Here is a 19021-nt window from a genome sequence, read left to right on the forward strand (position 1 = left end):
GTTCTGGACATCGCTCGTCGTCAGGAATGAGTGAGCCCCGCAACAAGGCCAAGCATTCCTGAAATTCCACATAAGCAGGTTACCGTTATGCAAAAGACGCGCGCAGGCCCTGTCGGCGACAATTTTCGTAAGCTCAGAAATGCCGCGACCGCGGATATCGCAAACAGAGCGGCGGCGCTGAAGAATCCAACGCGATTCTGGTCAAACAGGGCGTTTATCAAGCCGAACAAGAGCGCAAAATAAACAACTGCCAGAGAATGTCCTTTGAGAAAGCTCATGGGCAGGAATCCGGTCGAAGAGTTACGCTGCCGACGGCGCCCCCCGCGATATCAGCGATGGTTTGCAAAACCAGGTCCGCTCCAAGTCCGCGGCTGGCAATCGTGGTGCCCATATCATAGGCCGGGAAGGGCGCGCCGCCATACCATTCCAACAAAGTTCCCACCATTCGCACGTCACCCGCTATGCTATAAGCGGCTAATGCCGGCATGGCGCTTCCCGGGCCATCCATAGTAAAACCGACTACTGCAGCAAGGATTGCTGCCCTTTGACCAAATCTACCAAGGTCATCCAACATTCGGCCAATTTTGTACGAGGCACTATCGCAGTAGTTTGTAGGCGGACTGTCCGGTTCTCTAACCTGGCAGGTAATTACACTTCCGTTCGCGCTGCAGCCTGGAATCAATTGATTCGGATTAGTAAGCGATATTAACGTCATCGTCGTGTCAGTTAAAGTTATGTTCCTCAGATCGAACCCAGAAATGCAATAGCCGCCTAACCGGACCTCGCCGGGTTCGCACCCATTTGTCCGCTTCGGGCGGCGCCTCCCGTTGACCGTGATAGTATCATCGTCATCGGCTGTGGGCGATGGCGCCGGCGGATCGAGACCAAGTGGGTCGGTCAAATTGATCGCATCGTTCCTCGCATAGCCATAGATGTTCATCCCGCCCCCGAACCCGATCGGATCGGTTTGCATGAACCGCCCCAGCGTCGGCGAGTACAAGCGGGCGCGGTAGTGATACATGCCGAGCTCGGGCATCCAGAGTTGGCCGGTATATTGGAACCGCCCTGAATTGCTCGCCCCCGGTATGCCATATTCGTCGTAGCTGTTGATGGCATAGGCATTGCCGCCGGCGTCGCTGACGGCGACGATCGAGCCGCGCTCGTCGGCATGGTAATAGCGCCGCGTGCTCGTCCCCGAGCCCTCGTACCAGACCACCGGCTCGTCCATGCCGGGGCCGGGGACGTAGCGGCGGGTGATGACGTTGCTGGTGTCCAGCTCCGAGATCAGGGTGCCGCCGAGGGAATCGAAGCGCTGGTAATGCCCGCCGCCGGAATCGGCGTGATAGACCTGGAGGAACCGTCCGAACGGATCGTAGACGATCAGGGAAGAGGACGGCCCCGCCGACAGGCGATTTTGCGACGTATAGGTAAAGTTCAACGTCGGCAGGCCCGTCACGGAGGACTGCGACAGATTGCCGCGGCCATCGTAGGAAAGGTCGGCCGGCCCGCTGTGGCTGTACTGGTTGAGGCCGTCGGTAATGTAGCTTCGGTTGAACGCGTAATGGCCGCCCCAGGCGTAGCTGTCGTTGCTGCGCGTGGTGCTGGCGATCTGGCCGGCCGGGTTGAAGCCGAGGTCCAGCGTCAGGTCGCTCGCCGTGCTGGCCAGGTCGTGGAAGATCTGGGTCGTCCGTCCCACCGCGTCGTAGGTGTAATTCGTCACGGCATTGTTGCCTCTGGTCAGCGAGGTGCGCCGGCCGAGATCGTCGTAGGTATAGCTCGCCAGGGTCAGGTTCGCGCCCGACGGGCTTTCGCGGATTTCGGTCAGGTCGGTCTCGTTGTAATAATAGCCGACCTGGAAGCTGTCCGGCCAGGTGAGCCGGGTCAGGCGGCCGGCGAGGTCGTATTGCATCGTCTTGGTGCCGAAGTAGCTCGTCTCCCCCACCCTCCGCCCGAGCGCGTCATAGGTGAAGCTCACGGAATGGGCGCCGACGTGCGACGAGGCGGTCAGGCGGCCGAGCAGGTCGTGATCGTAAGTGGAATCATATTCCGCATAGGCGGTGTTCGGTACGTTCGTGGCGGTCAGCCGGCCGAGCGCGTCGTAGCTGTAGGCGACGCTGCTATTGTCCCTCAGCCGCCGGCTCGCGACCAGCGAAGTGGAGCGCGTGCCGCTCGCCGCGGTAACGTAGGTCAGCTCCTCGTAATCCGACGTCGAGCTCGTATTGTCGGTCGTCGGGGAGGGCATGGAGGTCCGCGTCAGGCGGTCGAGCCCGTCATAGGCGTAGGTCGTGCGGTTGGCCTCGGCGTCGGTGACCCTCTCGATCTGGCCGTTGGCGGTGTACGTCGTCGCCACCTCGTCGGCCTGCACGCCGCTGACGCCGTAGCCGGTCTGGACCAGGTTCGGCCGGCCGGCATTGTCGAAGCTCGTCCTGACGATCCGGTCGGGGCCGTAGCTTCCGGTCGTGTCGAGCGTGCAGGCGTCCGACGGCAGCGACGAGGTGGCGAACTCGCTGGGGTTCATCCGCTGAGCCACGCAATTGGCGCGGCCCAGGCTGTCGTAGCTGGTCTGGGTCAGGGAATAGGTCGTGCTTCCCGAAACCAGCCGATGGACGACGAGGCGATGGTGCGCGTCATATTCGGCCTGCATCTCCTGAAGCGGGCTGAACAAGGCCCAGTCGGCATCCGACTGGCTGTCGACCGTGCCGCGTTCGACCTTGGTCGCCTGGCCGTCGGCACCGTAGGTCACCCGGATCGCCCTGTGATGCAGCGCGCCGCCGCCGTCCGGATCGGGGCCGATCTCGCCGATCACCTGCCGGGCGCTATTGTAGCGGTAGCGCGTGGTGTCCGCCGTGCCGGAGATCGGCCCATCCACGGTGAGCAGGTTGCCGAAATCGTCGTAGGTCATCGTGCTGGTCGCGATGAGCGTTCCGGCGCCGTCCCTTCGGGTGACCGATGTCGCATTGCCCTGGTCGTCATAGCCGATCACGGTGCGAATCTCGTCCGCGGTGTCGACGCAGGTCGGGGAAGCGGTGCTTCCGGTGGCGCAGGCCGAGATTCCGGTGAGCAGATATCCGCCGTCGGCCGGCGTGTAGGAATAGCGCGTCTGCGGCCGAGTCCCCGTGCCCCCCGGCGCCGGGCCGGTGACCGTCAGCACGCCGCCATGGGTGCCGTCGTACGCATAGTCGGTGACGTTCCCGCGCTCGTCGGTGGTGGTCAGCGGGCTGTTGCAGGACGAGTCGATGCAGCTCGATATGTAGGTTGCGCTGGTCACGACGTCGGGGAGGCCGGTGCTCGGTTTCGCGACCTGGCGCACCTCGGTGACGTTGCCGCGGCTGTCGCGGGTGTAATTAGTGTAATTGCCCTCCGGCTGGGTAATGCGCGTCAGCCGCCCGTTGCCGTCATAGGTGTAGCTGGTCGTGTGGCTCAGCGGATCGGTCACCGATGTGATCTGGCCGATCGCGGTGTCGGCGACGATTGTGGTCACCTGGCTGGCCGCGTCGGTGATCGTCGTCGTCGCATTGTTGCCGCTGACGCTGCGCGAATAGTTCGTGGTGATGCCGTCGCGCACGATTTGGGTCACCGCGAATCCGGAGAAGGAGACGGTGATATCGTCCGACGACGAGCCCGGGCGCCGGATGCCGAGCGAGTTGGTGCCGTTGGTGACCCGCCACACGCGGCCGTCGGCGTCGGTCATGTCGGTCACGGTCGAGGAGACGAACGTGTTGCTCACCGTGCGCGTGGTGGTCCCGTTGCTCAGCGTCTCGCCGCTGCGCTTGTACCAGTCGGGGGACGGATTCTGGTGAAGCGAGGCGAAATCCGTCACGTAGGCGAAGTCGACGGAGTAGCCGAAGCTGTTCTCGACCGTGTCGAGCCGCCAGGCGTAGGTGCAGTCGAGGCTGCCGTCCGAATTGAACGTCGAGGAGCAATTGGCGTGCACGGTCCAGCCGAACGTCACCGTCATGCCGTCCGGCTGAGCCATGCCGAGCGCGGTCGCACAGCAGGAGCTCTGATTGGCGTTGGTATGGGCGCACAGGTTGGAGGCGCCATATTGATCGTCGGCCGGAGCGCCGAAGGTGATCGCCCTGCCGTCGGGGGCGGTGTAGACGAACGCGCTTCCGCCCCCTCCGCTCAGAGTCGCGCCGTTGGCCTGGGCGGGGGTGAAGCCCGAGCCCGTGCTGGTGAACGTCTCCGAACGGTCCCCGAGGACAACGACCACGGTCGTCGTCCCCCCCGAGATCGATTGGTGGGCCCACATGTTCTGCCAGTTGCCGACGCCGCCCGGATCGGTGCCGTGGCGCTCGATGGTGATCGCCCCGGGGCCGGAGCCGATCGTTCCTTCGGTCAGCACGAAGGGATAGGTGCCGCTGATCAGGTCGACTCCGTTGGCGTCCAGGGCGCGATGCGCGGGCTCGCCGGTCTGCGCCAGCGCCGGCGCCGTCAGCCCGGTCGTCCCCAGCAGGACGGCGCCGAGCGCGCGCGTCCGTAAATTCCTGCAGCCCATGATGCCCCCCTTTAACCTGCCAAGTGCGATCCGACGCGCGAGCGGCGGGCCGGATCAGGGCGGCGGCGAGTTGGGCGAGACGACGTTGACGTTGGTGCGGTTGTCGGCCTTGTCGTATGCGTAGCTGGCCGAGACGTTGTTGTTCACGCTCCCGCTGCGCTCGACCTTCACCAGCCGGCCGCGCGCGTCGTAGGTGTAGCTGATCGTCTCCGAAGCGACCGCCGCGGCGGCGGTCGCAGCGACCGCCAGGCCGAGCAGGACTTTGTCTCTGCTTCGCATGATGCCCCCTTTATGCGGCTCCTCGAGCCGCGGCACGAATAGATCACCAAAGGAGGGCGGTGGAAAGCGGAATTCGTCCTTAATCGCCAGGCAAATTGCCGCGTACAACTACCGTAGCGGGATCACGGTAGCCGCATCGACTGTTGCTGGTGTCGCCTGGGGATGAAGCCTAACGCTGCGGCCGGCGCGGGCGCGGCGGCGCGTTGGGCGAGCGCACCGGCTCGAGCGGGTGCGGGCCGGCCGCGGGCGGCGGCTCGGCGGGGCCGGCGGTCTGGCTGGCGGCCGCGACGCGGGGCGCTGCCGCGGCCATCCGCTCCGCTTCCGCGCGCAGCTGCTCGGCGGTCATCGGCGGGACGTTGTCGGAGCCGATGGAGGCGCGGACGATCCGGCTCGGCGCCGCGGGCGGCTCGCCGCGCTCGATGGCGTCGACGAAGTTCATGCCCGAAACCACGCGCCCGAGCACGGTATACTGGCGGTCCATCTGGAGCCTGGGCATGAACATGATGTAGAACTGGCTGTTGGCGCTGTTCAGCTCCTGCGCGCGGGCCATGCCGATCGCTCCGCGGGTGTGCGGCAGGCCGTTGATCTCCGCCTCGAGATTGGGCAGCGGCGAGCCGCCGACGCCGCTATTCTCCGGGTCTCCGCCCTGGGCCATGAAGCCTTCGATCACTCGGAAGAAGGTGAGGCCGTTGTAGAAGCCCTGGCGGGTCAGGGTCTTGATCCGCTCGACATGGTGCGGAGCGACGTCGGGCCTCAGCTGGATCACGACCCGGCCGCCGGTCGAAAGATCGAGCACCCAGCTGTTCTCCGCCTCGAGCGGCGGCGGAGGCGGCGGCACCTGGGCTTCGGTCGGAACGGTCTGCGGCGCGTTCTGAGCCGCGGCGAGCGCGCTCCAGAACAGGCCGGCGAGGGCAAGGAACAGGGACGGCAGACGCGGCATGTGAAACCCTCGATTTTTCGCTGAACGGCAAGTGTCTAGAGCCGCTTCGCCGCGGCCTCAAGCGCCGATCGCGCCTTTCGCTCCCGCCCCATGACTGGCGCCTTAACCGGCGCCCGCGGCGCCCCCGTCCCGCTCCACCCGCGCCCGCACCTCGGCGGCGACCGCCGGCGTGACGAAGCGGGAAATCTCGCCGCCGTAGCGCGCGATCTCCTTGACCAGCTTGGACGCGATCGGCTGCAGCGACACGCCCGCCATCAGGAAGACCGTCTCGATCTCGTCGTTGATCTGCTGGTTCATCCCCGCCATCTGAAACTCATATTCGAAATCGGCGACGGCGCGCAGGCCGCGGATGATCATCGAGGCATTTTCGCGCACCGCGAAGTCCATCAGCAGCGAATCGAAGCCGACGACCCGGATTTCCGCGCCGTCGCGAATGCCCGCGACTTCGCGCCCGACCGTCGCCAGCCGCTCCTCGACCGAGAACATCGGCGACTTGGAGGGATTGGTGGTCACTCCGATCACCAGCCGGTCGACGAGGTGCGCCGCGCGGCGGATGATATCCATGTGGCCGAGCGTGATCGGATCGAACGTGCCGGGATAGACGCCTGTCCTCATGACCTCCCCCATAGAGCGATCAATGATCGCGCTCCACCGCAAAGCGCGCCACGGCCCGGAGCAGCGCCGCCTCCTCGCCGAATCCCTGGAGATGCTCGATCGCCTGGTTCAGCAACAGATCGGCCTGGCGCCGCGCGCGCTCCGACCCAAGCAGGGAGACGAAGGTCTGCTTGCCCGCGGCCAGATCCTTGCCGACGCGCTTTCCGGCCTTCTCCTCTTGTCCTTCATGGTCGATCAGATCGTCGACGATCTGGAAGGCGAGGCCGACGTCGCGGGCATAGCCGCGCAGGCCGGTGCGGCCCTCGGGCGGCACCCGCCCCATGATCGCCCCCGCTTCGACGCACCAGCCGATCAGCGCGCCGGTCTTGAGCTGCTGAAGCCGGGTCACGGCGGCGAGGTCGAGCGCGGCCTCCGACGCCATCAGGTCCATCATCTGCCCGCCGGCCATGCCCGCCGGCCCCGCCGCCCGGGCAAGCTCGGCGACCAGCTCCGCGCGGACGAACGGATCCTCGTGAGTCGCCTCGTCGGCGAGTATCTCGAACGCCAGCGCGTGGAGCGAATCGCCGGCGAGGATCGCGGTGGATTCCTCGAACGCGCGATGCAGGGTGGGCTTGCCGCGCCTCAAATCGTCGTCGTCCATGCTCGGCAGATCGTCGTGAATCAGCGAGTAGACGTGGATGCACTCCACCGAGAGCGCGACGCGCATCGCCCGCTCGCGATCTACCGCGAATATGTCGCACGCGGCGAGGACCAGCATCGGCCTAATTCTCTTGCCCCCGCCGATCGCCGCGTAGCGCATGGCCTCGTAGAGCCGGCCGCGTCCATCTTCCGGTATGACCAGCAGGCGGTCGAAGGCCGCGTCGATCTCGGCCCCGACCGTTTCGAGCGCTGACTTGAGGCTCATTCGCCGTCGAAGGGGGCGGTGCCTTCCGGAGCGCCGCCCGGCCCGAACTGGATTTTCTCGATCCGCGCCTGCGCCGCCGCGAGCCGGGCCTCGCATTGCTGCTTCAGCCGGTCGCCTTCGCTGTAGAGATCGATCGCCTCGTCGAGCGGCGCCTCGCCGCTTTCGAGCTTGCGCACGATCTCCTCGAGCCGCTTCAGCGCCGCCTCGAACGAAAGCTGGGCGACTTCGTCTTCCTGAGCCATGGCGAAGTGCAATGAGCCGGGGCGCGCGCGCGGTCAAGCCGAGGCGGAGCGATACCAGAAGACGCCGTCTTGCTCCTCCCGGACAGCGCGCCCCTCCACTTCGAGATGCCGCAGATGGGCCAGCGCTTCGCCGGTTGCCAGGCCGAACGAGCCGTCATCGATCCGGCGTCCGAACAGGATCATGAAGCAGTCGGTCGCCCGGCGAGGCTCGGCGAGATGGACCTCGAGCGCGTCGAGGCGGCCCTTGTGGCCGTCGGAGAGCGCGTCGAGGCGTGTGTGGAGGCCGGTGAAGGGCTCGCCGTGCGAAGGAAGGACAAGCAGGTCCTCAGGGAGCCCTTTCAGCTTTTCGATCGACGCCAGCCATTCGCCGAGCGGGTCGGCCTCGGGCTCGGAGAGGCTCAGCGAGACGTTGGAGGTGATCCGCGGAAGCACCTGGTCGCCGGCGATCATCAGCCTGGCCTCGTCGTCGACCAGACAGGCATGTTCGGGCGAATGGCCGCTGCCGACGACGATCCGCCAGGTCCTGCGGCCGATCCGAATCGAATCGCCGTCCCGCATCCGGACGTAGCTGACGGGCACCGGGCTGACGACCGAGGCGAAGCGGCCCCAGCCCTTGGCCTTTTCCTCCGCGATCCGCTCTTCGCTCCAGCCGGCGGCGCGCTGATAGGCCTCGGCTTGCGGCGGCGGCGCGTCGCGCACGTCGGTCGTCAGCATCCGCGCGAACAGCCATTCGCCGCGGGTCATCCACAGGCGTACGCCGAAGCGCTCGCAGAGCCATCCGGCGAGGCCGAGATGGTCCGGATGGAAATGGGTGCAGATCACCCGGGTGACGGGGCGCCCCGCGAGGGCGCCGGCGAAGAGGCCCTCCCACGCCTCGCGCGCCGGAGCGATGTCGAGGCCGGTGTCGACGATCGCCAGGCCGTCCGAATCGTCGAGCAGCCACAGATTGATGTGGCCCAGCGATCCTGGAACCGGCGACCGGGTCCAGCCGATCCCGTCGGCGAGCTGGACGATCTCGCCATAAGCCGGCCCGGAGCGTCCGAGCGGGTAGGTCAGGCCGCGATGCGAAACAGGCTCGGCGGCCAGCGACGCGTCCGGCGCCGCGGGTTCTTCAGCTCTTGAAGAGGGTTTCGGCATTCGGCTCGGCGGCTGCCTGCGTTTCACCGCTCTCCGCGGCGAGCGCGGCTTCCGCCTCGCGCGCGGCGGCGTCGCGCTCGGCGCGGAGCTCGTTGATCAGCGCTTCGCGGTCCTCGTCGAAGGTCATGTCGCGCGGCGCTTCGGCGCCCTTCGCCTTGGCCGCCTTGGCGACCGCCGCGTCGAGCTCGCGCTGCGAGGTGAGACCGAGGGTCACCGGATCCTTGGGCTGGATGTTGGCGATGTTCCAGTGGCTGCGCTCGCGGAGTGCCTGGATGGTCGAGCGGGTGGTGCCGATAAGCTTGCCGATCTGCCCGTCCGAAAGCTCCGGATGGTTGCGGATCAGCCATGCGACTCCGTCCGGCTTGTCCTGGCGCTTGGAAACCGGCGTGTAGCGCGGCCCCTTGGTGCGCACCGCCTGGTCCGGCTCCTTCTGCATCTGCAGCTTGTAGGCGGGATCGTTCTGCCCGCGCTCGATCTCGTCCTGGGTGAGCTCGCCCGAGCGCAGCGGATCCCGGCCCGTCAGCTTCGTCGCGGCCGTATCGTCGGCGATCGCCTGGACCTCGAGGATGTGCAGGCCGCAAAATTCGGCGATCTGCTGGAAGGTGAGAGCGGTATTGTCGACCAGCCAGGAAGCGGTCGCGTGGGGCATGAGCGGCTGGGCCAAAGGGACCTCCAGAAACAATTAGGGCCGCCCCTTCACGGAGCGGCCGGCGTTGGCGGGGGCATTAGTCCCGCAAGCCGTTGAAGGCAAGCCAAAGCTAGCCCCGCGCAAGCGCATCGCCGGCGATGTTGCCCCGCGCCGCGCCGCGCCTTATGCCGCGCGCCAAGGAGTTTTTTTCGAATGTTTCCGATCGCTTTGGCCCTGCTCGCAGTGCAGGCGGCGCCCGAACCGCCGCCCGAGCCGATGGAGATCGCCGTCGTCCGCGATGCGATCACCGACCACCTGCGCGCGACGGCGACGTTGCACGGCGACGAGGGGCGGATCGAGATCTGGTGCGAATCGCCCAATTGGGGGGATGTCAGAATCGAATTTCACTCGCGCCGCTGGCTCGCACGCGGCCAGCTCTTCACCGGCCAGCAGCCGATCACCTACCGCTTCGACGAAGGCCGCCCCTATCGCCGCCTGTGGCACGTCCGCGACCGCACCGCGAGCTTCGACGACAAGGGGCGGGTGGTGTCCTTCCTGATCGCGCTGATGCGCTCGCAGCGCCTCGTCCTGCGCACGCGCGACGTCGAGAACCACACGTTCGACAGCGCCTTCGCCATCGGCGAGACCCGCGGCGCGATTACCACGCTTCTCGACACGTGCGGGTCGAGGCGGCTGAACCCGCGCGTGCTCGGCGAATAGGGCCAGGCACGCCACCGGGTTTGACATGCAGCGCCCCGGAGCCGAATGACGGCCGGCATGAAGCAAGAAAAGCATGCCGCAGCGGCGGTCGCGGACATTCCGGGAATCATCGATCGCCTCTGCGAGATATATGACGAATCGGTCGCCAATCTTCGCACCGCGCTCGCGCGCTATCTCAAGAACGGCGAGCGCCCCGATCCCGGCGCCCGCGCCGAGGGCCGCTTTGCTTATCCCGAGCTTCGACTCGACTATCCCTACGGCAGCCCGCCCAATTTTCCGCCCCGGGCCTATGCGAGGCTGAACCAGCCCGGCCGCTACGCGACGAGCGTCGCGCGCCCCTATCTCCACCGCAAATATATCACCGAGCAACTCGAATGCCTGCTTCGCGACTATGATGTCGAGGTGTCGGTCGGGCGTTCAGCGGACGAAATCCCTTACCCTTACGTGCTCGACGGCACGGACGACCTTCGGCTCGACGGCGCCCAGGCCGCGGACCTGGCGATGTGGTTCCCGACCACCGAACTCGCCCATATCGGCGACGAAGTCGCCGACGGCGAATGGGTCCAGAGCCCTGGCGAGGCCCGCCCCCTCTCGCTGTTTGACGGGCCGCGGGTCGATTTCAGCCTCGCGCGGCTGCGCCACTATACCGGCACGCCCGCCCAGCACACGCAGCGCTACATCCTGTTCACCAACTATGTCCGCTATGTCGACGAGTTCGTTCGCTGGGCGGTCGAGGAGCTCAAGGCCGAGGACAGCCCCTATGAGGGCCTCTCGGCGGCCGGCGGAGTCTATGTGACCAGGGACACGCCCGACGCGGTGGCGATGGTCTCCGAAGGCGGCTGGCGCCGGCACCAGATGCCGGCCTACCATTTGATCGCTCCGAACGGCGAAGGGATCACCCTGGTCAACATCGGCGTCGGCCCCTCCAACGCCAAGACGATCTGCGACCATCTGGCGGTGATGCGCCCCGAGGCCTGGCTGATGATCGGCCATTGCGGGGGCCTGAGGCCGAGCCAGACGATCGGCGACTATGTCCTCGCCCACGCCTACCTTCGCGACGATCATGTGATGGACGACGTGCTTCCGACCGAGGTGCCGGTGCCGGCGATCGCCGAGGTTCAGCAGGCGCTGTTCGCCGCGGCCGTCCAGGTGACCGGCGAGGATCCGCAGGACCTCAAGGCCCGGCTCAGGACCGGCACCGTCGTAACCACCGACGACCGCAACTGGGAGCTCCGCCTGACTCTCTCGGCGTTGCGCTTCAACCAGTCGCGCGCGGTCGCGATCGACATGGAATCGGCGACCGTCGCCGCGCAGGGCTATCGCTTCCGAGTGCCCTATGGCACCTTGCTCTGCGTCTCCGACAAGCCGCTCCACGGCGAGATCAAGCTGCCCGGGCAGGCCAACGCCTTTTACGAGCGGGCGATCAGCCAGCATCTGCGAATCGGTATCGAGGCGCTGCGCATCCTGCAGCGCGAAGGCCCCCAGCTCCATTCGCGCAAGCTTCGCAGCTTCGACGAGCCGCCGTTCCGCTAGGCCCGTCAAGGCCCTGCTTTTCGACGATTTTACGAGAGACCTGAAGCGCCGGGGCCACGATCCACAAGATTCTTCTTCCACATCGTGAAGAGTCTTTGAACCGTAAAATGCGGCTTGCTATAGCCCGGGCATCGGAAGGCACGTCTGCCTCGGGGGATTCATCATCATGAAGAAGATCGCACTGCTTTGCGCCACCACTGCATTCGTCATGCCCGGGGTGGCATTCGCCCAGTCGACCGGCACCGTCGAAGCCGAACAGGACACCATCGTCGTCACCGGCACCCGCACCGCCGAAGTCGGCGGCATCGTCGTGCCGGACACGTCGAAGACGCGCGAGCAGCTCAACGCCGAGTTCATTCAGCGCCAGGTTCCGGGCCAGTCGATCAACGACACGATCAACAACCTGCCGGGCGTCAGCTTCACCAACAACGATCCGTTCGGGTCGTCGGGCGGCAACCTCATCATTCGCGGATTCGACAACAGCCGCATCTCGGAGACGTTCGACGGCATCCCGCTGAATGACACCGGCAATTACGCGATCTTCTCCAACCAGATGCTCGATCCCGAGATCATCGAGCAGGTCAACGTCAGCCTGGGCTCGACCGACGTCGACAGCCCGACCGCCTCGGCGACCGGCTCGACCGTCAACTTCCGCACCCGCCGCCCGTTCGAGACCTTCGCCGCGCGCATCCAGGGTTCGTACGGCGATTTCGACGGCGGCGACTTCTTCCGCGTCTTCGGGGTGATCGATACCGGCGTGCTCACCTCGTGGGGCACCCGGGCGTTCGGCTCGGCCAGCATGGCGACCAACGATTTCGTCTACGGCCACCGCGGCGTCGTCTACAAGCAGCAGTATAACGGGATGATCTTTCAGCCGATCGGTTCGAACGGCGACTTCATCTCGATCGCCGGCCACTACAACCAGAACCGCAACAATTTCGGCGGCTCGCTGCCGCTGCGCCAGGATACGGTCAATTGCCAGCCCGTTACGGGCCAGACCCCGGCTCAGGCCCTGACGTGCAGCCAGCCGCGTGTGGTCGGCTCGGCCGCGGGCAATCGCTACCCGCTCAACGGGGACGAGCGCGATTACACGATTGCGCGCTGCCAGACCCGGAACGCTGTTTTTGAAACCGTCGCCCAGGTCACCGCGGCCGGCTACGTCGATCCCGACGCCGCCAATGGCTGCGGCGGCGAGTTCGAGGAGCGCTACAACCCCTCGAACACGGGTAACATCCGCCTCAATTCGCGCTTCACGCTGATGGACAATCTCGTCCTCACGGTCGATCCGAGCTTCCAGTACGTGAAGGCCAATGGCGGCGGCACCGTCGTTGCCCAGGAAGGCTTCCGCGACGTCAATCCGGCTGGTCCGGTGGTCGGCGGGCCGGCCAATACCGCCACGCCGCAACAGTGCGTTCAATCCCCGGGCACCGCGGGTCGCAGCTGCCAGACCGGCTATATCGGCGGCACGCCCTATTTCGGCCGCGACCTCAACGGCGACGGCGATCTGCTCGACACCGTCCGCCTGCTCGCGCCGAGCCAGACCCAGACCGACCGCTACGGCGTGATCGCCGGCCTGCGCTGGGACATCAACGATTTCCACACTCTGCGCCTGAACTACAGCTTCGATCGCGGCGAGCACCGGCAGACCGGCGAGACCGGCCTGCTCAACGTCAACGGCGAGCCGCTCGACGTCTTCCCGGTGAACATCGCGCTCGCCGACAATGGCGCCAACATCCTGCAGAAGCGCGATCGCCGCTCGGTCGCCCTGCTGCACCAGATCTCCGGCGAATATCGCGGCGAGTTCTTCGACAGCCGCCTGACCGTGAACGTCGGCATTCGCGCTCCCTTCTTCGAGCGCGACCTCAACAACTTCTGCGCGACCTCGAGCGCCAGCGGCTTCGTCGAGTGCTTCGGCAGCAATTCCGCCGGCCTGGCCGCCTGGATGGCCAACAATCCGACGGTGAACATCGGCGGCGGCGTCCTCGCGCCCGTACAGGGCCCGCAGCGCCGCGTGTTCAACTATAGCGAGATCCTGCCCAACGTCGGCGCGGTCTACGACATCGCTCCGCGCACCAGCATCTTCTTCAACTATTCGCGCGGCCTGCAGGTCCCAAGCACCGATCTGCTCTACAACAGCTTCTTCTACCCGGCGGGCTCCGACCGCGCGAGCCCGACGCCCGAGACGACCGACAATTTCGACCTCGGAGTCCGCTACCGCTCAAGCAACATCGTCGCCCAGGCGTCGCTCTGGTACACGATCTTCCACAACCGTATCGCCCAGGCCTACGATCCGGATCTCGACCAGAACGTGTTCCGCAACCTCGGTACCGTCGACAAATACGGTATCGACGCCAGCATCGCCTGGCAGGCGACTCCGGAGCTCCAGCTCTACGCCTACGGCTCGTACCTCTGGTCGGATATCGGCGAGAACGTGCTTGCCGGCGAGTGCAGCGCAACCGTCAGCGCCAGCTGCCCGGCGGGAAGCGTCGGCACGCAAATCTTCGCGCCGACCTCGGGCAATCGCGAATCGGGCGCGCCGATCTACACGTTCGGCGGCCGCGTCCAGTACAACCTTCCGTGGGTCGAAATCGGCGTGTCGTTCAAGCAAACCGGCGGGCGCTACGTCAACGACATGAACCAGCCGCTATACCTCTGCACCAACGCCACTGGCGGCAATGCCTACGTCAACGTCGTCGACTGCCCGGCGACGGCGACCCGCTTCCAGGTCTATGGTGCCAGGACTCCGGCCTACAACATCGTCAACCTCGACGTCCGCGTCCCGCTCAACTGGGCCGGCCTCAACGACGAGACCTACTTCCAGCTCAACGTGACGAACCTGTTCGACGAATTCTACGTCGGCAATTTCGGCGGCCAGTTGCTGAACACGAGCGTTCCGTTCGTGAACCTCGGCGCTCCGCGGGCGATCATCGGTACCTTGGTGGTCGGCTTCAGATAAGCGACTCGGCTTCGGCCGGAAATGAAGGGCGCCCGGCAATGCCGCGGCGCCCTTCTTTTTGCCCTCCGTTCGGCTATGAGCGAACGATGACCAGCAATCCCCTCGTCGAGCAGGCGCGCGCCGCGGCGCTCAAGGCCTACGCGCCCTATTCCAAGTTCAGCGTCGGCTGCGCGATCGAATCCGTCGACGGCGAGATCGTCCTCGGCGCGAACATGGAGAATGCCTGCCACCGGCTCGGCATCTGCGCGGAGATTTCGGCGCTGACCGCCGCCCGCCAGGCGTTCGGGCTCGACAGGGTGGCGCGAATCGCGGTCGCCGGCGGGCATGTCGGCGCGGACGGAACGCTGGCGGGAACGAGCCCGGTGACGCCCTGCGGCGGCTGCCGACAGGCGATCTACGAGGCGGCTGACCTGTCCGGGATCGACGTCGAGGTGACCTCGGCCAATGGCGAGGGCACCGAAACCGTGACGAGCACCATCCGGGAATTGCTGCCCTACGGCTTCGGCCCGGCGAGCCTCGCCGACGCAGGCTAGACCAGCTTGATCTCCCTCAGCCGCTGCTGGAGATATTCGTCGGCGGTGATCGGCTCCGGATAGAGGTTCGGCCGCTCCGGAGTGATGCAATTGGGCAGGGTCTCGATGCAGAAATCCGAGCGGAAGTGGAGGAAGAAGGGCATCGAATAGCGCGAGATGCCGCGCCGTTCGGGCGGCGGATTGACCACGCGGTGGGTGGTCGAGCGCATGACGTTGTTGGTCAGACGCTGGAGCATGTCGCCGATATTGACGGCGAGTTCGCCGGGCTGCGGAGTCACCGCCACCCAGTCGCCGTCGCGGTCGAGCAGCTGCAGGCCGGCCTCCTCGGCGCCCAGAAGCAGGGTGATGGTGTTGATGTCCTCGTGAGCGCCGGCGCGCACGTTAGGCCCGTCGCCGGGAATCGGCGGATAGTGGAGCAGGCGCAAGATCGAATTGCCGTCCTTGACCGTGTCGACGAAATAATCGTGCGGCAGATCGAGATAGCGCGCGATCGCTTCCAGCAGCTTGGCGCCGGTCGCGTCGAAGGCGGCGAACAGCTCGAGGAAGGTGGACCTGAACGACTCGACCTCTTCCGGCCAGACGTTCGGCGGCATCGAATCTTCGTATTTGTGGCCCGGCGGCAGATCGCGCGCGACGTGCCAGAATTCCTTGAGGTCGTAATGGACCTCGCCCTTGGCGGTCTCAATCCCGAACGGCGTGTAGCCGCGCGCGCCGCCCTTGCCGGCGAGATGGTATTTGCGCTTCACCGCCTCGGGCAGGGCGAAGAAGGCCCTGGCCTTCTCTTCGGCGCGCTCGATCAGGTCGGCGGGAATGCCGTGATCGGCGACGATGGCGAATCCGTAGCGCTCGAACGAGGCGCCGAGCTTTTGCGAAAAGGCTTCGGAGTCGCGATCGGCGTCGGTCAGCGAGACCGAAGCGACTTTCTTTGCGGGTGAAAGCGTATCCATGCGCACGCCTTTAACCGAACTCGCCAAAGCCGACAAATTGCGGGCAAATTCCTTAAGGCGCGGTCTGGTTGACCGCCGCCGGCGCCGTGATCGGGGCCGGAGCAGGCGGCGGAGGGGCCGCGACCTGCGCCCCGGTCGCGCCCAGGATGAGTCCGGCGAGCGCCGCGCTCATCAGGTTGGACAGCGAGCCGGCGAGCAGCGCCTTGAGGCCGAGCCTGGCGATCGTCGGCCGCTGGTTGGGCGCGAGTCCGCCGGTCACCGCCATCTGGATGGCGATCGAGCTGAAATTGGCGAAGCCGCAGAGCATGAAGGTGACGATCGCGACCGTGGCGGGAGCGAGGGTTCCCTGGACCTGGCTCAAGTCGATGAAGGCGACGAATTCGTTCAGCACCACCTTGGTGCCGAACAGTCCGCCCGCCACGCCGGCTTCGTTCCAGGGGATGCCGAGCATGAACATGACCGGCTGGAAAATCGTTCCGAGAATCATCTGGAAGCTTAGATCCGGGTAGCCGAACCAGGCGCCGATCCCGCCCAAAATGCCGTTGGCGAGCGCGACCAGCGCCACGAACGCCAGCACCATCGCCGCCACCGCGACCGCGAGCTTGACGCCGGTCTGCGCCCCTTGCGCGGCGGCCATGATGATGTTGGCCGGCTTTTCCTCGCCATGCTCGCTCTCGTCGATCGGCGCGGGCTCGATGTCCTTGGCCGCCGGATCGTCCGGCATGATGATCTTTGCCATCAGGATGCCGCCCGGCGCGGACATGAAGCTCGCCGCGAGCAGATAGGGCAGCAGGTGCTGGCCGATCATGCTCGCATAGGCGCCGAGGATCGTGCCCGCGACTCCGGCCATGCCGACGGTCATGATGCAGAAGAGCTGCGCGGGCGTGAGGTTCGCGAGATAGGGCTTGATCACCAGCGGGCTTTCCGACTGGCCGACGAAGATGTTCGCCGCCGATCCGAGCGACTCCACCTTGGTGATTCCGGTGATCAGCTGGATCGCGCCGCCCACCCATTTGATGACCAGCTGCATGATTCCGAGATAGTAGAGGATCGAGATCAGCGAGGCGAAGAAGATGATGACCGGAAGCGCGGCGATGGCGAAGCTGTTCGCGCCCATCTCCGGCGAGGCGAGCGGCCCGAAGATGAAATCGGTGCCCGCCTTGGCATAGCCGAGCAGATTCGAGACTCCGCGCGACATCGCGCCGATCCCTTCGCGGCCCCAGGGCGTGCCGAGCACGAGCAAGGCGAGCCCCGCCTGGAGCGCGAAGGCGGCGCCGACGACGCGCAGGCGAATCCAGCGACGGTTCGAGGAGAAGGCCACGGCGATGGCGAGGATCAAGGCGATGCCGCCGATCCCGATCAGATAGTTCATTCTGTCCCCCCCGGATTCGCTTTGTTTTGCCGCACCATCGCGCGGCGGCGCGGAATCACCAAACCATTTTCGGCTCGGCCGCTTCGATCGCCGCGTCGAGCCGGCCGATCGCGTCGGCAATCGTGTCGGAGACCAGCAATTGGCCGCGCCGCGCAGGCGACATGAAGCCGCTCGCCGTGACGCTGTCGAGGAAGGCGATCATCCCGTCCCAGAAGCCGGAGACGTTGAGCAGGGCGAAGGGCTTGGCGTGATAGCCGAGCGCGTTCCAGCTCCACGCCTCGAACAATTCGTCGAGCGTTCCGATGCCGCCGGGAATGGCCACGAAGGCGTCGGTCAGCTCGGTCATCTTCGCCTTGCGCTCGTGCATCGAGCCGACGATGTGGAGCTCGGTAAGGCCGGTATGCGCCACCTCGAGGTCGATCAGCGCCTGCGGGATCACGCCATAGGCCTCGCCGCCGTTCGACATCACCGCGTCGGCGACCACCCCCATCAGCCCGAGCCGGCCGCCGCCATAGACCAGGCCGATGCCGCGCCGCGCCATCTCCTCGCCCAAGGCCTTCGCGGTCGCGGCGAAGGCCGGATCGGCGCCCATGCTCGCGCCGCAATAGACCGCGAGGCGCTTCACTTCCGTTCCCCGGCGAGGAGAGGCTTCACAGCTTTGCCACCATCGCTCTGAGGTCCGCCTCGGGGCGGGCGCCGAAATGGGAGATGACCTCGGCGGCCGCGATCGAGCCGATCCGCAAGGACTCCCCGATGCTTCGTCCCTGGACCTGTCCGACGAGGAAGCCCGCGGCGAACAGGTCGCCCGCTCCGGTCGTATCGACCACGCCGCGCCCGATGCGCGCGATCGGCACCGCGGTGCGCACGCCCTTCTCGACCGCAAGCGCCCCTTCCGCCCCGCAGGTGACGACGATCAGTGGAACCTTGTCCTGCAACGCGGCGATCGCGCGGTCGCGGTCGGCCTCGTTCGCCAGCGCGCACATCTCGTTCTCGTTGGCGAAGAGAAGGTCGATCGCGCCCTTCTCGATCATCGCCATCATTTCGGCGCGGTGCGGCTTGATGCAGGCGATGTCCGACAGGGTGAAGGCGACCTTGCGGCCCGCCTCATGGGCGATGGCCATCGCCTGCTCCATCGCGGCGCGCGGGCCGGCCGAGCGCCACAGATAGGCTTCGAGGTAGAGGATCGCCGCGCCCCGGATCTGATCGGCGTCCAGCGCTCCGGCGTCGAGCTGGTGCGCGGCGCCGCGGAAGGTGTTCATTGTCCGCTGCGCGTCGGGGGTGACGAGGATCAGGCAGCGCCCGGTCGGCTCGCCGCCGGACTTGGGCGGGGTGAGGAACTCGACCCCGTGGGCGCGGATGTCGTGGGCGAAAATCTCGCCGAGCTGGTCGTCGGAGACCTGGCCGACGAAGCCGGCGCGGCCGCCCAAGGCGGCGATCCCGGCCATCGTGTTCGCCGCCGAGCCTCCGCTCGTCTCGCGCGCCGAGCCCATCTGCGCGTAGAGCGCGGTCGCGCCGTCGGCGTCGAGCACCTGCATTGAGCCCTTCACGAGGCCCTCCCGCTCGAGGAACGAATCCTCGGCCTCGGCGATCACGTCGACCACCGCATCGCCGATCGCGAGCACGTCCAGGCGGGTTTCAGACACCGCCGTCTGATGGCGGGATATTGACTGCGCGGAAAGCCCTTTTTGAAGGCCGGGAAACCGGTTACGCGTCATGC

16 protein-coding genes are annotated in these 19021 nt (G+C 66.4%); 4 read left to right on the forward strand and 12 right to left on the reverse strand.

Annotation, left to right across the window (positions count from 1 at the left end):
• Window positions 1-274: 274 nt before the first annotated feature.
• From E6G92_08820 to E6G92_08855, 8 genes are all read right to left on the reverse strand, one after another.
• The gene (locus E6G92_08820) at window positions 275-4498 is read right to left on the reverse strand and encodes an RHS repeat-associated core domain-containing protein (GenBank protein ID TMJ19851.1); all 4224 of its coding nucleotides are present in this window, start codon (window positions 4496-4498) and stop codon (window positions 275-277) included.
• Window positions 4499-4552: 54 nt separating this feature from the next.
• The gene (locus tag E6G92_08825; GenBank protein ID TMJ19852.1) at window positions 4553-4777 is read right to left on the reverse strand and encodes a hypothetical protein; all 225 of its coding nucleotides are present in this window, start codon (window positions 4775-4777) and stop codon (window positions 4553-4555) included.
• 169 nt (window positions 4778-4946) lie between these two features.
• Window positions 4947-5717: a peptidylprolyl isomerase gene (locus E6G92_08830; protein ID TMJ19853.1), complete on the reverse strand. Its 771-nt coding sequence runs from the start codon at window positions 5715-5717 to the stop codon at window positions 4947-4949.
• A 102-nt stretch (window positions 5718-5819) separates the two neighbouring features.
• Entirely contained in the window at window positions 5820-6332 is a 513-nt protein-coding gene (gene coaD, locus E6G92_08835) for a pantetheine-phosphate adenylyltransferase (GenBank protein TMJ19854.1), read from the reverse strand.
• 19 nt (window positions 6333-6351) lie between these two features.
• Window positions 6352-7236: a polyprenyl synthetase family protein gene (locus tag E6G92_08840; GenBank protein ID TMJ19855.1), complete on the reverse strand. Its 885-nt coding sequence runs from the start codon at window positions 7234-7236 to the stop codon at window positions 6352-6354.
• Window positions 7233-7478, reverse strand: coding sequence for an exodeoxyribonuclease VII small subunit (locus E6G92_08845; protein ID TMJ19856.1), 246 nt, complete (start codon window positions 7476-7478; stop codon window positions 7233-7235). Before E6G92_08845 ends, E6G92_08840 begins: the two co-directional genes overlap by 4 nt.
• Window positions 7479-7511: 33 nt before the next feature.
• Window positions 7512-8615: an MBL fold metallo-hydrolase gene (locus E6G92_08850; protein ID TMJ19857.1), complete on the reverse strand. Its 1104-nt coding sequence runs from the start codon at window positions 8613-8615 to the stop codon at window positions 7512-7514.
• Window positions 8590-9279, reverse strand: coding sequence for a DUF1013 domain-containing protein (locus E6G92_08855; GenBank protein ID TMJ19858.1), 690 nt, complete (start codon window positions 9277-9279; stop codon window positions 8590-8592). The genes E6G92_08850 and E6G92_08855 overlap by 26 nt, the downstream gene beginning before the upstream one ends.
• Before the next feature lie 177 nt (window positions 9280-9456).
• Here E6G92_08855 and E6G92_08860 point away from each other — a divergent pair, with 177 nt between their 5' ends.
• From E6G92_08860 to E6G92_08875, 4 genes are all read left to right on the forward strand, one after another.
• A complete protein-coding gene (locus E6G92_08860) occupies window positions 9457-9963 on the forward strand; it encodes a hypothetical protein (GenBank protein TMJ19859.1) in 507 nt (168 codons plus the stop codon).
• 57 nt (window positions 9964-10020) lie between these two features.
• Window positions 10021-11496: an AMP nucleosidase gene (locus E6G92_08865; GenBank protein ID TMJ19860.1), complete on the forward strand. Its 1476-nt coding sequence runs from the start codon at window positions 10021-10023 to the stop codon at window positions 11494-11496.
• A gap of 166 nt (window positions 11497-11662) precedes the next feature.
• On the forward strand, window positions 11663-14452 hold the full coding sequence (locus E6G92_08870) for a TonB-dependent receptor (protein TMJ19861.1): 2790 nt from the start codon (window positions 11663-11665) through the stop codon (window positions 14450-14452).
• 38 nt (window positions 14453-14490) lie between these two features.
• The gene (locus tag E6G92_08875; GenBank protein TMJ19862.1) at window positions 14491-14985 is read left to right on the forward strand and encodes a cytidine deaminase; all 495 of its coding nucleotides are present in this window, start codon (window positions 14491-14493) and stop codon (window positions 14983-14985) included.
• Here the strand turns inward: E6G92_08875 and E6G92_08880 are convergent.
• From E6G92_08880 to E6G92_08895, 4 genes are read right to left on the reverse strand one after another with little or no spacing between them, the layout of a single operon-like run.
• Entirely contained in the window at window positions 14982-15932 is a 951-nt protein-coding gene (locus tag E6G92_08880) for an isopenicillin N synthase family oxygenase (protein TMJ19863.1), read from the reverse strand. The two genes, E6G92_08875 and E6G92_08880, sit on opposite strands and share 4 nt — an antisense overlap.
• A gap of 52 nt (window positions 15933-15984) precedes the next feature.
• Window positions 15985-17304, reverse strand: a complete 1320-nt coding sequence (locus E6G92_08885) for a NupC/NupG family nucleoside CNT transporter (GenBank protein ID TMJ19864.1) — start codon at window positions 17302-17304, stop codon at window positions 15985-15987.
• A gap of 55 nt (window positions 17305-17359) precedes the next feature.
• On the reverse strand, window positions 17360-17929 hold the full coding sequence (locus E6G92_08890; protein TMJ19865.1) for a TIGR00730 family Rossman fold protein: 570 nt from the start codon (window positions 17927-17929) through the stop codon (window positions 17360-17362).
• Window positions 17930-17954: 25 nt separating this feature from the next.
• Window positions 17955-19019, reverse strand: a complete 1065-nt coding sequence (locus E6G92_08895; protein TMJ19866.1) for an adenosine kinase — start codon at window positions 19017-19019, stop codon at window positions 17955-17957.
• Between the last annotated feature and the right edge of the window lie 2 nt (window positions 19020-19021).

It is taken from the genome of Alphaproteobacteria bacterium (assembly GCA_005883305.1).
GTDB lineage: Bacteria > Pseudomonadota > Alphaproteobacteria > Sphingomonadales > Sphingomonadaceae > Allosphingosinicella.

Bases quoted from the DNA above. Each gene is read 5' to 3' on its own strand.
- coaD (TMJ19854.1), bottom strand. From the start codon at position 6,332: ATGAGGACAGGCGTCTATCCCGGCACGTTCGATCCGATCACGCTCGGC.
- E6G92_08895 (TMJ19866.1), bottom strand. From the start codon at position 19,019: ATGACGCGTAACCGGTTTCCCGGCCTTCAAAAAGGGCTTTCCGCGCAG.
- E6G92_08885 (TMJ19864.1), bottom strand. From the start codon at position 17,304: ATGAACTATCTGATCGGGATCGGCGGCATCGCCTTGATCCTCGCCATC.
- E6G92_08820 (TMJ19851.1), bottom strand. From the start codon at position 4,498: ATGGGCTGCAGGAATTTACGGACGCGCGCGCTCGGCGCCGTCCTGCTG.
- E6G92_08875 (TMJ19862.1), top strand. From the start codon at position 14,491: ATGCCGCGGCGCCCTTCTTTTTGCCCTCCGTTCGGCTATGAGCGAACG.
- E6G92_08880 (TMJ19863.1), bottom strand. From the start codon at position 15,932: ATGGATACGCTTTCACCCGCAAAGAAAGTCGCTTCGGTCTCGCTGACC.
- E6G92_08850 (TMJ19857.1), bottom strand. From the start codon at position 8,615: ATGCCGAAACCCTCTTCAAGAGCTGAAGAACCCGCGGCGCCGGACGCG.
- E6G92_08825 (TMJ19852.1), bottom strand. From the start codon at position 4,777: ATGCGAAGCAGAGACAAAGTCCTGCTCGGCCTGGCGGTCGCTGCGACC.
- E6G92_08870 (TMJ19861.1), top strand. From the start codon at position 11,663: ATGAAGAAGATCGCACTGCTTTGCGCCACCACTGCATTCGTCATGCCC.
- E6G92_08830 (TMJ19853.1), bottom strand. From the start codon at position 5,717: ATGCCGCGTCTGCCGTCCCTGTTCCTTGCCCTCGCCGGCCTGTTCTGG.
- E6G92_08840 (TMJ19855.1), bottom strand. From the start codon at position 7,236: ATGAGCCTCAAGTCAGCGCTCGAAACGGTCGGGGCCGAGATCGACGCG.
- E6G92_08845 (TMJ19856.1), bottom strand. From the start codon at position 7,478: ATGGCTCAGGAAGACGAAGTCGCCCAGCTTTCGTTCGAGGCGGCGCTG.
- E6G92_08865 (TMJ19860.1), top strand. From the start codon at position 10,021: ATGAAGCAAGAAAAGCATGCCGCAGCGGCGGTCGCGGACATTCCGGGA.
- E6G92_08860 (TMJ19859.1), top strand. From the start codon at position 9,457: ATGTTTCCGATCGCTTTGGCCCTGCTCGCAGTGCAGGCGGCGCCCGAA.